At 36.1% G+C, this 14930-nt stretch carries 13 protein-coding genes; 9 read left to right on the top strand and 4 right to left on the bottom strand.

Annotated features, from left to right (window positions below; genetic code table 11):
• Positions 1-59: 59 nt before the first annotated feature.
• The 6 genes from AC3FI7_RS07335 to AC3FI7_RS07310 all read left to right on the top strand — a co-directional run bounded on the left by AC3FI7_RS07335 (position 60) and on the right by AC3FI7_RS07310 (position 6440).
• Positions 60-2039 carry an AAA family ATPase gene (locus tag AC3FI7_RS07335; RefSeq protein ID WP_491461731.1) on the top strand — a complete coding sequence of 660 codons (1980 nt, stop codon included), beginning with the start codon at positions 60-62 and terminating at the stop codon, positions 2037-2039.
• Positions 2036-2614, top strand: a complete 579-nt coding sequence (locus AC3FI7_RS07330; protein ID WP_491461730.1) for a hypothetical protein — start codon at positions 2036-2038, stop codon at positions 2612-2614. The genes AC3FI7_RS07335 and AC3FI7_RS07330 overlap by 4 nt, the downstream gene beginning before the upstream one ends.
• A 3-nt stretch (positions 2615-2617) precedes the next feature.
• Positions 2618-3697 (top strand): hypothetical protein, encoded by a 1080-nt coding sequence (locus tag AC3FI7_RS07325; RefSeq protein WP_491461729.1) that lies wholly within the window; start codon positions 2618-2620, stop codon positions 3695-3697.
• Between the two features lie 5 nt (positions 3698-3702).
• Positions 3703-4971: a DNA methyltransferase gene (locus tag AC3FI7_RS07320; protein ID WP_491461728.1), complete on the top strand. Its 1269-nt coding sequence runs from the start codon at positions 3703-3705 to the stop codon at positions 4969-4971.
• Between the two features lie 111 nt (positions 4972-5082).
• A complete protein-coding gene (locus AC3FI7_RS07315) occupies positions 5083-5610 on the top strand; it encodes a helix-turn-helix domain-containing protein (RefSeq protein WP_491461727.1) in 528 nt (175 codons plus the stop codon).
• A 113-nt stretch (positions 5611-5723) separates the two neighbouring features.
• Positions 5724-6440 (top strand): IS3 family transposase, encoded by a 717-nt coding sequence (locus AC3FI7_RS07310; RefSeq protein ID WP_491461726.1) that lies wholly within the window; start codon positions 5724-5726, stop codon positions 6438-6440.
• Positions 6441-6836: 396 nt separating this feature from the next.
• Here the strand turns inward: AC3FI7_RS07310 and AC3FI7_RS07305 are convergent, their stop codons facing one another.
• The 4 genes from AC3FI7_RS07305 to AC3FI7_RS07290 form a co-directional block, all read right to left on the bottom strand.
• A complete protein-coding gene (locus AC3FI7_RS07305) occupies positions 6837-7367 on the bottom strand; it encodes a hypothetical protein (RefSeq protein WP_491461725.1) in 531 nt (176 codons plus the stop codon).
• A 214-nt stretch (positions 7368-7581) separates the two neighbouring features.
• On the bottom strand, positions 7582-7947 hold the full coding sequence (locus AC3FI7_RS07300) for an HIT family protein (RefSeq protein ID WP_491461724.1): 366 nt from the start codon (positions 7945-7947) through the stop codon (positions 7582-7584).
• On the bottom strand, positions 7947-8975 hold the full coding sequence (locus tag AC3FI7_RS07295; RefSeq protein ID WP_491461723.1) for an HNH endonuclease family protein: 1029 nt from the start codon (positions 8973-8975) through the stop codon (positions 7947-7949). The genes AC3FI7_RS07300 and AC3FI7_RS07295 overlap by 1 nt, the downstream gene beginning before the upstream one ends.
• 52 nt (positions 8976-9027) lie before the next feature.
• Positions 9028-9324, bottom strand: a complete 297-nt coding sequence (locus AC3FI7_RS07290; RefSeq protein WP_307305634.1) for a helix-turn-helix transcriptional regulator — start codon at positions 9322-9324, stop codon at positions 9028-9030.
• A gap of 511 nt (positions 9325-9835) precedes the next feature.
• On the opposite strand from AC3FI7_RS07290, the gene AC3FI7_RS07285 reads away from it, so the two are divergent.
• The 3 genes from AC3FI7_RS07285 to AC3FI7_RS07275 all read left to right on the top strand — a co-directional run bounded on the left by AC3FI7_RS07285 (position 9836) and on the right by AC3FI7_RS07275 (position 14929).
• Complete coding sequence (locus AC3FI7_RS07285) at positions 9836-10411, top strand: hypothetical protein (protein WP_491461722.1); 576 nt, start codon at positions 9836-9838, stop codon at positions 10409-10411.
• Between the two features lie 105 nt (positions 10412-10516).
• On the top strand, positions 10517-13501 hold the full coding sequence (locus AC3FI7_RS07280) for a SusC/RagA family TonB-linked outer membrane protein (RefSeq protein WP_491461721.1): 2985 nt from the start codon (positions 10517-10519) through the stop codon (positions 13499-13501).
• Positions 13502-13543: 42 nt separating this feature from the next.
• On the top strand, positions 13544-14929 hold the full coding sequence (locus AC3FI7_RS07275) for a RagB/SusD family nutrient uptake outer membrane protein (protein ID WP_491461720.1): 1386 nt from the start codon (positions 13544-13546) through the stop codon (positions 14927-14929).
• Position 14930 lies beyond the last annotated feature (1 nt).

Raw genomic sequence — 14930 nt, 5'->3', positions numbered from 1 at the left:
TTTTTAAAAAAAAATAGTATTTATTTTAGCTAAATTAGCTAAATTTTTAACCAGGGCTTATGGGTAATAAATATAATTTTATAAAACTTCAAAAAATAACTTTACGACATTTTTCATTATATAAGCGAAGTGGAATCAATTATGAGGTTGTAGAGGATATAAATACAGGTGTATATTGTCTAGCAGGAGCTAATGGGTTAGGAAAAACTACTTTTCTTAACTCTATAAATTATGGATTGACAGGAATTATTGTAGAGCCAAACAAAGAAGTTTTTTCTCCGTCAGAAATTATTACATCCAGTAAAGAGTATACAAAAAGATATTTTGTAGGACGTATTCACGAAAAAGACAAAAATAAAGCTGAAATTGAAATAACATTTAAGGTAAAAAGTAATTACTATCGAATCATTCGAGGCTTTTTCGAAAGAGATTGTTTACGTCTATTGGAAATCTTTACTTATGAAAATGATAAAAAGATTGCAGTGTATATCAGTCAGAATGAAAGTCCTGCAGAGCTTAATTTGGAATATCAAAGAAGATTAGCAGAAGATATCGGTTTTGTAAATTTTGATTATTTTATTTTTTACCAGCTATATGTTTTGACTTTCGACGAAAACAGAAACATGATTTTTTGGGATGAAAGGGCATCCTCGAGCGCATTAGCTGTTGCGTTTAATAGTGATCCAGATGATGCTGAAAAAATTTCTGAACTAAACAGACGTATGGAAAAGCATGAGTCAAATGGAAGAAATGCACGTTGGCAAGCTACTCAGGCAAACGCTAAACTTAAAGAATTGGAGGCGGAAGCGCATAAGCGACAACCTGTTAATTTCGATAATCTACAAAATGAATTAAATCGATTATATAGTGATCTAGAAAAATCTCAGAAAGTTTATAATAATATTAAAATTGAACACGATTCTATGCTTAAAAAGCAAAGTTATCTTAATTCTGAAATCATGGTTTTAAAAAATGAGCATTCACGGCTTTTTTCTAAGTATTCGAAACCTAGATCGAAATTAGTAGATAATATTAATGTTCAATTTACATTAACTAAACATGAATGTATTTTATGTGGCGCGGCAGGATCTAGGGTTGTTGAAAATATTGAAAAAAATATTCATAAAGATAATTGTCCTTTATGTGACACTGTGATCAATGACTCGAATAACGATGAACAAATTGAACTTTTAAAACTTATAGAACAAAATGATATTATTATTTCAGAAAAAAATAAGGAATTAGAAAATTTAATAATTGAAATGCAGGGTAAATCTGAGCAACTCGAAAGAGCGGAATTTGCCTGTAAAAAAGATAAAAGTAACCTATCTGAATTTACAAACGAATACCCAGAAATCTCATCTAAGACAACTGGTAATAAAAATGTTGATTCTTTAATAGAGCAGTATAGAACACAGTTTTTATTGGCAGATCAAGAATCAAAAGATGAATATTCTAAAAGAGATAAGTTAAAACCCTTATACAATAAGTTATTAAACAAAGTTGAAAATGCGTATAAAGATGCAGAGCTAGAATTTGTGCCAATTTTTAAACATCTTGCAAATAGCTTTATAGGATTGGACTTAAATATACAACCAAAAAGAAGTGGGAAAAATATAAAATTAGTTTTAGAATTACAGAATACCGCTCGTACGGAATCTTTTCAATTATCTGAAAGTCAAAGGTTTTTTCTAGATATAGCATTAAGAATGTCATTAGCAATATTTTTGTCTGGTAAAGATGGCGCAACACTACTTGTCGATACACCCGAAGGTTCACTTGACATCGCTTATGAGAGTAGAGTTGGTAATATGTTCGCAGAATTTGCAATGAGATATAATCAAAATTTATTTATGACTGCAAATATAAATGCATCTCAGCTTTTAATTTCCTTAGCTGAAAAGTGTGGAAATGAAAATATGAAATTTCGTAGAATGTTAGATTGGACTGATTTGACTAAAATTCAGAAAGAAGGTGAAAATTTGTTTCAAATGGTTTACGATAGAATTGACAAAGCACTTAAAAATAATAAAAAATGAGTACGCAAGTAAATCCAGAGGCATTCTTCGATAGTTTATCATTAGCTCACAAGTTAGATGGTTTTCTTGATGGATTTAAATTAGAAGAAATACATCTTTTTTCATATTTCTCTTCTATTTTGTTTCTTTATAGGGGTAACCCTGTTAGTGAATGGCAATACAAATTCATTGTTGATAAAAATGGTTATCCTTTTTCAAGTGAGATTAGCGAGGCAACTACACGTCATATCCAAAATGGTTTGTTTGAGTATAAGAATAATTTCTATTCTATTACCGGAAGGGGTACTGATGAATTCACACGATTCAATATTTTGAGCATTTTTAAAAAAAGAGAAGAATACCTGAATGCTGCTTGTACCACAAGCATCTTGGTTCCATATGCTGAAACTGAAAGGGCATTATTAAATGATTTTGAAATTGAGAAAGTAAAGATTCTGAAAAATGAGTCTTGGTTAGATCAAACTAAAATCTATAAGAAATTTCATGAAATCAGTCAATCTATTGGTATTGATAGTTCTGATTTAATTATTCCTGCTGTAACTTGGGTTAATTATTTAAACGAAAAACTAAAATAAACTATGCCCGATCAAGAACAAATTATTCGTAATATTACTGAGCATTATGTGATAAAGGTCATTAAAGCATTTAATGCTATTGATGGTGGAGCTAAGGCGGTTCAAAATATGGCTAAATTTTTAAATGAATTATATCGTTATTTTGAACCTGCCTACTATACTGGCGAACTATACGTTGTTAACACTTTAGACGATAGTTTATTTTTTAATGATGAGTATGTTATTGTATATGATAAGAATATTTTTTTAAGTAGGATTACTGGTAATATGGTAATTCAAACCTTTGAAGATGGAAGAATACTTCTCTGGGAAAATAGACAAATTGTTGATAGTGTTACTGCATCATCAAATTCCTTAATATATTTCTTCAAAAACAATAGGGAAGCTTTTTTTGCAAACGGTGAAGAAATAGATATTACAATAACAAGGAGAGGAAGTCGGTTTGCCACACAATTTGAAGATTTGCTTCACTCCTTAAAGGATTTTGAAATGAATAAGATTATTTATTCTTCTTGTCAATATTTTTCTCAATCTTGGAATGACCCAAATAGATTATTTCTTAAAGGGGGAGGAAGGGGTAATAATATTCCTGAAAAATATATGCAAGAATCTCTCTACGAATATTTAAGTACTTCGCTAGCGAGAGGTATTAGTATTGATTCTGTTCGAGAATATAACATTGTTGCTGATTTTTCTAAGCCAAAGCCAGTTGATGTTAAGATTACATGGAGAGAAGCTAATCGGGTAGCGATAATTGAACTTAAATATTTAGGGGCTGTAGTACCACCTAGCGGTAATATTTATACTTATGATGATAAAAGGGCTAATGAAGGATTATTTCAGGTAAAGGAATATCATGATAAAATATTATCAGATTCTCCAACCACAATTCTAAAATCACATCTTCTTGTTGTAGAAGCTCGGAGAAATAATTTAAACGCAACAGATGGTACAATATCTTATAACGATGGAATGTTTTACAAAGATGTCGAAATCGTTATTGATGATGACAAAAAATACCATGAATCAGTTCCAGGATTTGAGAAGCCAATAAAAATATTTGCAGCGCCAATTACGGTATAAATATTATGATTAACAAAATTAACAAAGACTTTTTTCTGATGGATAGTGGATTTTCTAATTACGAAAATACCACTGATTTACCAAGACATAGATGGTATTATTACAAAGAAGGTTTCTCTCCAAATCTTGTAGAAAAAGCAATCGAAAAATCAGGTATAGAAAAAAAAGATTTGATTGTCGATCCGTTCAATGGTAGCGGAACAACCACATTAACATCATCATTGCTTGGTTACAGAGCAGTTGGAATAGAAGTTAATCCGTTCACCTCATTTTTGTCTAAAGCGAAGACTAAAAATGTTGATTATAAGCAATTAATTCGCAGTGAGGCTAAAATACTTAAATCAGCAGAAGTTGGTAGCTTGTCTTCACTTAGAGAATTTTCAACCTTTTCAAAAAAAAATAACCTTGAAAAATGGCTTTTTAACGATGAAGTTTTAGATACATATGAAGGTGCTTGGATTGAGACTTGTCAAGTTAAAGATTTAAATACCAGAATGATATTAAAGTTAGCACTTATTTCGTCTGCTATGCAAAACTGTAATGCAAAGCGCGACGGTAAATGTTTAAGATATCGACCAAATTGGGAAATTTCAAATTTTGGTAAAGAAAGTTTTTTAGAAAGTTTAGAAAAAAATATATCCATAATAAAAGAAGATATTGAAGTAATGCCACTAGCTACAAAATCAATTATTATTAATGATGATGTTAGAAATTTTTTTGAGAATAATAAATCAAAAGAAAAATTTAAGCTTTGTATAACTTCACCTCCATATTTAAATACTTTTGATTACACAGATATATATAGACCCGAGTTATTTCTCGGAAAATTTATCAATAACAATAAAGAGCTATATAATTTAAGATTAAAGACTGTAAGATCTCATATTCAAGCAAAATGGAATAATCCGAAAATCAGCGATTTTGGAATTGTATACAATCAAGCACTAAAGCACATAATAAACAACAAAGATTCCTTAATGCATCCCAAAATTCCAATTATGATCCAAGCTTATTTTGAAGATATGTTTAACATATTAATTGGGTTGAAGAATAGGGCTGCAAAAGATGCTCAAATATGGCTGGTAGTATCAAATTCAGCTTATGCTAATATGGAGATACCGGTTGATTTAATTATTAGTGATATTGGTGCAAAGGCGGGATGGTATCTAAAAGAAATAGGTGTACTAAGAAATATCAGAAGAAGAAAAACAAAGCATAGTCCAGACATTTTAACATTGCGTGAAAGTGTAATTATTCTTTCTAATTCAAAGTAAGTTCGATTATTGTTTTAAATGATCAATGTCAAAGGATTAGAATAATAAAAAAATCCCAACTAAACATGGACTGCCCCCAAAAAGTTAGACACTTTTTAGGGGCATTTTTTTATGGAAAGGAAAGGAAAATTTAGCGTTGCTTTCAAATTGGAATGTATAGAACTTCATCAGAATTCTTATCATTCGATTGAATCTATAGCAACAGAAAAAGGATTTAACGAGAGTAATCTTCGCAAGTGGATCGGCTTTTATAACAAGTACGGAATATCGGGATTACAACCGAGAAAAAACAAAAGCTATTCCGTAAGGTTTAAGCTTAAAGTGTTGAAAGCCATCAATACGGAGTTCATCTCACAAAGAGAAGCGTGTGTCAGGTTTGATATCCCTGCCCAGTCTACCGTCTTGAATTGGCAGCGTGATTACGAAAAAAGTGGTATTTTAGGTTTGGAAAACAAACCTATAGGAAGACCCAAAAAAATGAGTGATTACAAGCGTAAGAAAAGGAAGTCTGACAAGCCATTGACAAGGGAAGAAGAACTTTTATTGGAGAACGAAAGGCTGCGTGCCGAGAACGATTTTCTAAAAAAGTTAGACGCCTTAACTCTCAAAAAGAACAAGCAGAGGCCATCGAAGGATTAAGGCGAAAATATGATCTGTCACTTCTGTTGGATTGTACAGGTATGGCCAGAAGCAGTTTTTATTACCATCAGAAAGCTCTTGACAAAAAAGATAAATATTGAGAAATAAAAACTTTGATAAAACAAATTTATCATAGGCATAGAGGTCGGTTTGGATACCGTCGTATTACTTTGATTATGAAACAACAAGAAATTGTAATTAATCATAAAACGGTATTAAGACTGATGAAGTCCCTGGGATTGAAAAGTATAGTTAGGGTTAAAAAATACAGATCCTACCGGGGAGAGCAAGGCAGGATAGCACCCAATATTCTGGAGAGAAACTTTAAGGCAGATCAGCCAAACAGAAAATGGGCCACTGATGTGACAGAATTTAACGTTTCGGGCAGTAAATTGTATCTTTCGCCAATAATTGACCTTTACAATGGCGAGATTATCAGTTACGATCTCTCAGAAAGGCCTGCCTTTGCGCAGGTTGTGAATATGCTCAAAAAAGGATTCAGAAAAATTAAAAATACTGAAAACCTCATTATCCACTCTGATCAAGGCTGGCAATATCAGATGAAAGCCTATCAGCACCTGTTAAAAGAAAAAGGCATTATCCAAAGTATGTCCCGCAAAGGAAACTGTCTGGATAATGCAGTAATAGAAAACTTCTTTGGAACTTTAAAATCCGAAATGTTCTATACTAAGAAATTTAAAACCGTTGATGAGCTCAAAAAAGAAATAAAGAAGTATATCAATTATTACAATAACGACAGGATAAGACTTAATCTAAAAGGAAAGAGTCCGGTACAGTACCGAACTCTTTCATATAATAATATTGTTTAATTTTGTCTAAACTTTTGGGTGCAGTCTACTCTCGTCAGGATTTTTTCATATTTAGATGTAATAGCCAGGAATTTATCTGACAGTTAGGGATTAAAAATAATTGTCAGTTATCCACTATTGTCCTTACTTCCAAGAGTAAGGATTTTTTGTTCCTCTGCAAGAGTTTCCAATAATTTCTCTTTTGCAATAGGTTTACTATCCAAAAATGTCTGCATCGGTGTCTTACCGGAACAATAATTTCCTTTTACTCTAAGATTTTATTCTATGTAATAATGATTTGACCAAAATTGAGATTAGCTTTAAGTTATTGAAAATATAAAGCTAAGAGAAAATAATGATGGCTTGTAAGAGACTTGTTTTAAAAATTTCGATTAATAGTTTAATTACAAATTTATTTTATTCCAAGTTAAAGTGAGAGATAATTCTACTTTCAAATTCTTGGTAATAAACAACAAAAGAATAAAAATTATTAAAGTTTTTATTCTTTAAGATATTTATTTCATTGTCTAAAAAAGTGATCATGTCAGAATAGGAAATTGAATTATCTGCATTTTCAGTTATAACTAGATCCATAAATTTTGAATACCCATATGGTTTTAGAACAATCACATACTGAATTTCTCTACATAATCTTTTAAATAGTTCGATTCCACCATTTCCAAAATTTTGATTTTTACTCAAGTTTTTATTTGGATGAGATCTTTGTTTCTCTTGTACAGCTTCTTTTAGACTATTAATTACACTAAATAAAAGTTCGTGCTTTTTTTCGATTTCTTCTTTTGAAATCTCTATTTTTAAGAAGAAACTTTCCAAATCGTGTAATTCAGAATTCATTGTAGTTATTAAATCCTCGCTTAAATTTGCTAGATTACTCAAATTGTTAACCACTCTTAAATATTCATTAAATTTTTTTTCAATTGGATTCATATATTGTAATTATTTAATCTTGTAATAATTGTTAACTTACATTTTGAAATAAATATTACTGTGAAACTATGTGATCTTTGCTAATTTATTTTGATCGTTATTTATAGATGTAAAAACAATTAATTTAGTTATTTGATATGATCTTGTAATCAACAAAAATAATAACCATCAAAAAAATTTTAATCAGTGTTTTCACTGAATTTCTGCTTGAAATTTAGTAACTTCCTTTACTAGGAATAACATGACGAACCCCACCTCTAGGGTTTTCCATATCACCTTTATATCTCGGAATAATATGGCAATGGAAATGAAAAACTGTTTGTCCTGCATCAGCTCCGCAATTCATTCCTATATTGTAAGCGTCAGGTTGATATTTAGCTAATATAATTTCTTTAGCTATTTCAATCATTCTGGGAAGGTCGTTTTTTTCTTCTTCGGTAAGTTCAAAAAAATCTGTTCTAACTTCATTGGAAATTATTAGTAAATGACCAGGTGATACAGGAAAACCGTCTTCTATTATGAAGAAATAATTTCCTTTATATAAAATTTTATTGTTTGGTATTGTAGTAAAATCTTTCATTAGAACAGAGGTTCAAGTTCAGTTAAAGGCTTCCATTTTTGTATAGCTAAATTTACCGATAAATCGTATTGCTTTTGTAAAAAACGTTTTCTTTCTGATGGCGTTTTTCCCGTCTGGTTGATTATCGTTTCTCCTAGCGGATGTTTACTGGCTATGTAGAATTCATTCCTTTTATAAAGCCTTTCGAGATATTTCAATTCGGGAATTTTGGCGCTCTTTGAAAGATTTACAAGCTTATCGGATAAAACCAAATTCCAGATGCCATTTACATTAGCACCTGATTGGCTCATTTTAATTTTATGAATGTGCGGGAAAAAATGATCAATTGCACACAAGTTTTCATCTTCTGAGTTGATTGAAATATCCTGAAAAGAATAGAAGCATTTGCCTTTTTGATATCCATTTAATGAAGCTTTTGCGGAAGAGATATCCTTTCTTCGCATAACATTACTTTCGATAAATAGCGTTTCCAAATCGGTATCAATTTTTACCTCAAGTAAATTGGGGTTTATTTCTAAGTTCCAAGCCGTTTCTACAAGGTTCCAACGTGCTTCGACTTCTTCATTAAAATTAGCGAATTGAAAACTTTCTTTTAGCTTCAGCAGTTCATCTGTTATTACAATGTTTTTATTGGCTCCATTGTAATCCTTTTCATAAAATTTACTTGGTATACTTCCACCGTTTACATTTTGGAAAGCATCTACGACGTTTACAAATCCATATTTTTCAGTGATATTCAGTAGATTATCATAATCCATTTCGCCTTTATTGTATTTTCGGCAGGCATCAAGAAATGTACTCGAATTAGAATTTCCTTGTTTATCACTTTTTTTTAAATGTTCTAAAATGCTGTTGACAAAAGTAGGTGCGAGATCTTTAATAGATATGGTGTTTTTTTCTTGTGATACTATTTCTAATAGACTTTTTCCGAATGCAAATTTATATGTCGCAGAATTTTTACCAAACAGTATAATAGACCTCCATTGTGATTCTAAACTTGGGTCATTTTCTTGGAAACTAAAGGACATTCTTTAAGTAATTTTAAGTTGATACAGAAATAAATCAACTTTCGTTAGTCTGTTAATCAGGAATGTTTATGCCTTTGGCATTTTCAAATTCCTTAAAAAATCTTTCTAGAGAGTATTGTTCGTGTCTTAATATGTTGTAGATAGTTGACATCGGAATATTATAACCTTCAGGTAATTTCAATTTTGAAATTGTAGATGAAGTTATTCCACAGAATTTTGCATATTCATTTTGCGAAATAATTTCTCCTTGTTGGTTACGATATTCACGTAAAAATTTGCTTTCAATAAAATTGCATAAATGCTTATTTACGAGCGCATTTTTTCTATTAAGAGTCTCCTTATCTGGCATTTTATTATAATCTTTATCAAAAGAAAAGATTAAATTGAAAAATACTGTTCGCTATAGCGAATGATTTAAGTATTTTTATTATATTTGTAAAATAAGTTACATAAATGTAATTTTGCGATACTTCAACGAAATATTAGAAGCTATTGCTTAGAATCTCAATTCGAAAACTGGTAATTTTATGACACGAGATGATAAGCAGAAAGCTCACGACCTAGGCGTGGGCTCTCTTATCTGTGTCAAAGGTATACCAGTGCCGCGAATTGGATAATGTAGAGTTCCACGCCGTTTTATTTTCCAATGCAGTCCGCTTTTCTCTACAGTTATTTCTAAGCCGCTTTCTTAAAATATAGTATCAGACTGTACGATACAATGGGGTGTACAACCTATTGCGGCTTTAAAGCTTACACGTGACGTTAATTTTATTCATATTGATGGCCTTTGGGTAGGGAGGTTTTATGTATTGGTAGAACTTCCTGCCTTCGGCTATTAAAAAATTATGTAAACTGAACCATTGAAAAACAACAGAATTGACTTTGAGGCCAGGTTTTGGTCCGGGAGTGATATGTATTCCGGGTTAGGGCTTATTGAAACCTTTTTCCAGTTCAATGAGCTGGCGACCGCTAAGGAACTGCTCAATAATATTATGATCTGTGCGGCAAAAAAGAAATGCGTGATCAAAGAAGATCATTCGGCAGTCTTTCACTTTCATCAGACCCTGCGCTCATTTGTGCGTGCTTGTTATGTGCTGGGTCACAGGGAAAAGAAAACTTATCTAAAGATGTATGCTGAAAATAATGCTCCTCCGATGAAAGGGGCGCTTTCTGATCAGGAGTACCGTAATCCGTTCCTTGTATTCCAAAAGGCTTTTGCAGAATACAGCCTCAAAGATTTCGAATATTATATTTCGGTCTCGGTGTATTTCTCACTGGGCGTTTATGCGCACTCGGCCGAGAGTAAGATTCTAGGTCCCTGTATCCATCTGACCAAAATGCTGGATGCCGCATTCCTGATTCTGGATAGAGGAAGGAAAAAAAGGGATAATTCTTATAAAAAAAATCAGAGAATGAAAAAAAGGATAACCGTATGATGAAAGTATGTAGAATATCATAAAAATCAAATAAAAAGCCCTTTCCGCAAAGTTGACGCCGCGCAGGAAAGAGCAAAGTCTAATAAATTAAACTATAACAAAAGTATGAAAAAAAACTTTTGCAGCCTGGGTCATATCCAAATGGCTCTTGGCTTAACATTGCTCGTCTCAGGCGTGGCAATAGGGCAGATGCGTGTGATCACAGGCACTGTCACGGAACAGAGCAGGCCTGTTTCCGGTGTTTCGGTATTTCAGCAGGGCAGTAGTGCTGTTGCGCTCACTGGCAGTTCCGGAACATATAGCGTGCAGGTGACGGGAGATAACCCTGTCCTGATCTTTCGGCATCCGGATTATCCTGAACGAAAGGTAATGCCTGGGAACAGGGATACTCTGAACGTTTCGCTAGGTAAGGAGAAGGAGATCGAGGAGGTGGTGCTGAATGCAGGGTACTATAAGGTTCGTGATAAAGAGCGGACGGGAAGCATTGTGCGGGTTTCCGCAAAAGAGATCGAAAACCAGCCTGTTGCGAATGTCCTTTCTACGGTGCAGGGAAGGATGAGCGGGGTGTCGATCATGCAGAACTCGGGAACGCCGGGAGGAGGTTTTGATATCCAGATCAGGGGAAAGAACAGTATCCGTAGGGAAGGGAATGAGCCTTTGTACATCATTGACGGTGTGCCGATCCTATCTGAATCGCCGTCTGTGTACAGTGCAACGGTTTTACCTTATGGTTCTGTGAGCCCTCTTAATGCGATCAATCCCAATGATATTGAGAGCTTCGAGGTGCTGAAGGATGCTGATGCTACGGCGATCTACGGGAGCCGTGGCGCGAACGGGGTGATCATTGTGACCACTAAAAGAGGTAGGAAGGGCAGGACGGAACTGAAGCTCAATACCTCTTATGCGCTTAGTAAGGTGGCCAATCGTCTGAAAATGATGAATACTTCTGAGTATCTCGGCATGAGGAGGCAGGCCTTCCAGAATGACGGGATCACTGCAATTCCTGCTAATGCCTATGATCTTAATACGTGGAGCCAGGAGAGGAATACAGACTGGCAGAAAGAATTAATAGGAAATACGGCTGATGCCTCGGTGGTACAGCTTTCCTTGAGCGGCGGTTCTGAAAACACATCTTATCTTATCAGCTATGGTCATCTTGAACAGGGAACGGTATTACCTGCCGGATTTCGGTACAGGACGAATAATCTTACAGGGAATTTCAGCTACAGGAGTCCTGACCGTAAGCTGGAGGTCAATCTAAACAATACGGTCTCATTTCAGGATAATAATGTTGTGAATGATGACCTGACCAAGCGGAGCCTTACCCTGAGTCCCAATGCGCCTGCATTGTATAATACTGATGGGTCTCTGAACTGGGAGAACAATACATTTACCAATCCTGTGGCATCATTCGTAAGCGAATACCTCAATAGCTCAAGCTTTATCAATACAGGAACCCAATTGTCTTATCGGCTGTTCCCGTTCCTGTCTGTGAAGTTTAACGGCGGGCTGACCTTTAATAATTTTGAGGAATATTCTCTCAAGCCTCATACGATGTACAATCCTTCATTCGGTTTGAACAGCTCGACTTCCAATTCCTCGAAAAACAACAGCTCTGCTTTTTCCTATATCCTGGAGCCGCAGATCGTGGGAGAGTATCATGCAGGTCGGCACAGTTTTGAAATGCTGATCGGCGCGACATTGCAGCAGTCGGAGACCAAATCGGGAACCATACAGGGGTACGGCTTTGAGAGCAATGCCCTCATCCGAAATATTGCAGCGGCTAAGACCAAGGTGATCGGTGACCAGGTGAATAACCAGTATAACTATACGGCTGTTTTTGCGAGGCTCAATTATAAATACCTGAAAAGGTACATCGTGAATGTGACCGGAAGGAGGGATGGCTCAAGCCGTTTCGGACCGAACAACCGTTTCGGGAATTTCGGGGCGGTGGGTGCTGCCTGGCTGATGTCTGAAGAGCCGTGGATGAAAAATATCTCATGGCTTAGCCTGGCCAAGATCAGGGGGAGCATCGGGACCTCCGGAAATGACAGGATCGGGGATTACCAGTATCTTGACACCTACACGGTCTCAACCAATATTTACAATAACACTACGGGGCTTAATCCCTCCAGGCTGTATAATCCGGACTTTAGCTGGGAGAAGACCTTGAAGAAGGAGATAGCGGCTGAGTTTTCATTGTTCAGGAACCGATGGAATCTTTCGGCAGCCTATTATGAAAATACGTCATCCAACCAGCTGGTGGGCATTCCTCTGCCTGCAACGACAGGGTTTCCAAGCATACAGTCCAATCTTCCGGCAAAGGTCAGAAATACAGGCTGGGAGTTTGAAACTTCTGTTCAGGTGCTGAGGAACTCGAAGCTGAGATACGACACTTCATTCAATATATCAATCCCCGATAACAGGCTGACGGAGTTCCCGAATCTTGAAGGTTCTACCTATGCGAACCAGTATGTGATCGGCTATCCGACATCACTGGTAAAGGTCTATCAGTACGAGGGCATTAATCCGCAGACGGGGCTTTACCAATTTACGGATTATAACGGTGACGGAAAGATATCTTCTCCTGATGACAATAAGGTGATCGAGAGGGTCGGAATGCGCTTTTTCGGAGGCTGGTCAAATACCTTAAGTTATGGCCCGTGGTCAGCATCATTCCTGTGGTATTTCGTGAAGCAGCGAAACTGGAACTACAATAAGCAGATGGTCATTCCGGGTTCGATGAACAACCAGCCTGTTGAGGTTTTGGATGTTTGGTCTTCTTCCAATCCTTCGGGAACTTATATGTCGTACAGTTCAGGGAACGTGGCGGCAAAAACCTCTGCACATTCATTATTTCAGAATTCTACGGCAGCGATCGGGGATGCTTCATTCATCAGGCTGAAAAATGTACAGCTTAGCTACAGGATCCCTGTGAGGGAGTTCGGGATCAGGGAGGCGATGATCTATGTGCAGGGACAGAACCTGCTGACGATTACCAAATACTTTGGTCTGGACCCTGAATTTGTGCTGAATGGATTTTTACCACCATTGAAAACATATTCTGTAGGCTTTCAGATCACCTTTTGATAGACTCGTCGAAATGGTCAACTATAATTTAAAATTAAAATCATGGCAAAAAATATAAAATACTTTATAACAGGGTGTCTGTTCACGGCTGTTTTACTTTCTGGGGTCTCGTGCGAAAAATTTATTGAAACGGATTTTCCTTCCAACCAGATCCCCACCAAGCTGGTATTTGAGGATGAGCAGACTGCGGATGCTGCTCTGGCAGGTCTCTATGCCGGCCTTTGGACGAACTCGATGTTTTCGGGAGGCATCGATGGGATGGGTGCGCTGCTGGGTACTTACACAGATGATCTTACCTGTGTCTATACCAGTACGTCCAATGGCGTGCTTGACCTCTACAATAATCAGCAGATCCCTACCAATACGGCAATCACGACATTCTGGACGAACGCTTACCAGCAGATCTATGCGGCGAACAGTATTATAGAAGGTGCTGCAAGTTCACAAGCACTTTCTACCTCTGTAAAGGAGAGAATTAAGGGAGAGGCGTTATTTGTGCGGTCTATATTGTATTTGCAGCTCTATCAGATCTTCGGTGAGATTCCTTACACGGATACCACCGACTATATGGTCAACAGTAAACTAAGCAGAATGCCTAAGGATCAGCTGTTGCTAAGGGTAGAGACGGATCTTTCAGAGGCGGTTAATCTTCTTCCCTCAGCCTATAAGAATGCGGAAAGGATCTATCCAAATAAATATGCGGGCTATATGGCACTGGCCAAAATGAAGATGCTGCTGAAAAAGTGGAATGAGGCAGAGGTCTTATGCTCTGAAATTATGCAGAATGCTGCCTACAGTTATCAGAGCGATATCTCAAAAGTATTTCATAAGAGCGGGTCCCACATCATCTGGCAGCTTAAGCCGAAGAATAATAATGATGCTACCAAAGAAGCCTCCTTATACACTTTCACGGGAGCTCCGACATCATTTGTACTTAGACCTGATCTGGTCAGCTTATTTTCGACGGCAGACCTGCGCCGTCAGAACTATATGGCAGCAGTCCCTTTCGGACAGCAGACCAATTATCGTTCTGCAAAATATAAGAATCTCTCAGTCAATAATCCGACTGAATATTCGGTGATCTACCGGCTGGATGAGGTCTGTTTGATGCAGGCAGAAGTTCTTACTGAACTTAATAGGGCTTCGGAAGCCATCCCGCTGATCAACAGATCAAGACAGCGTGCAGGTCTTCCTGCGTTAAGCAGCACATTATCAGCCAGCGACGTCAAGATCCAGATGCGGGAAGAAAAAAGGAGAGAATTCTTTACCGAGCACGGCATCCGGTTTTTTGATCTGAAACGATGGGGACTGCTGGACCAGCTTGCGTTGCTAAAGCCGAATTGGAAAAGCTTTCACGCGCAATGGCCACTTCCGCAAAAAGAATTGCTTCTGAATCCAAAGCTTAATCCTCAGAATACTGGTTACTAAA

Source organism: Chryseobacterium sp. TQ-BC-N36 (assembly GCF_058382295.1).
The sequence above is the reverse complement of the archived record's forward strand: the minus strand, read 5'-3'. Positions and strand labels throughout refer to the sequence as shown.

Excerpts from the sequence above, each read along its gene's own strand:
- AC3FI7_RS07335 (WP_491461731.1), top strand. The coding sequence starts at position 60 with ATGGGTAATAAATATAATTTTATAAAACTTCAAAAAATAACTTTACGA.
- AC3FI7_RS07330 (WP_491461730.1), top strand. The coding sequence starts at position 2,036 with ATGAGTACGCAAGTAAATCCAGAGGCATTCTTCGATAGTTTATCATTA.
- AC3FI7_RS07325 (WP_491461729.1), top strand. The coding sequence starts at position 2,618 with ATGCCCGATCAAGAACAAATTATTCGTAATATTACTGAGCATTATGTG.
- AC3FI7_RS07320 (WP_491461728.1), top strand. The coding sequence starts at position 3,703 with ATGATTAACAAAATTAACAAAGACTTTTTTCTGATGGATAGTGGATTT.
- AC3FI7_RS07315 (WP_491461727.1), top strand. The coding sequence starts at position 5,083 with ATGGAAAGGAAAGGAAAATTTAGCGTTGCTTTCAAATTGGAATGTATA.
- AC3FI7_RS07305 (WP_491461725.1), bottom strand. The coding sequence starts at position 7,367 with ATGAATCCAATTGAAAAAAAATTTAATGAATATTTAAGAGTGGTTAAC.
- AC3FI7_RS07300 (WP_491461724.1), bottom strand. The coding sequence starts at position 7,947 with ATGAAAGATTTTACTACAATACCAAACAATAAAATTTTATATAAAGGA.
- AC3FI7_RS07295 (WP_491461723.1), bottom strand. The coding sequence starts at position 8,975 with ATGTCCTTTAGTTTCCAAGAAAATGACCCAAGTTTAGAATCACAATGG.
- AC3FI7_RS07290 (WP_307305634.1), bottom strand. The coding sequence starts at position 9,324 with ATGCCAGATAAGGAGACTCTTAATAGAAAAAATGCGCTCGTAAATAAG.
- AC3FI7_RS07280 (WP_491461721.1), top strand. The coding sequence starts at position 10,517 with ATGAAAAAAAACTTTTGCAGCCTGGGTCATATCCAAATGGCTCTTGGC.
- AC3FI7_RS07275 (WP_491461720.1), top strand. The coding sequence starts at position 13,544 with ATGGCAAAAAATATAAAATACTTTATAACAGGGTGTCTGTTCACGGCT.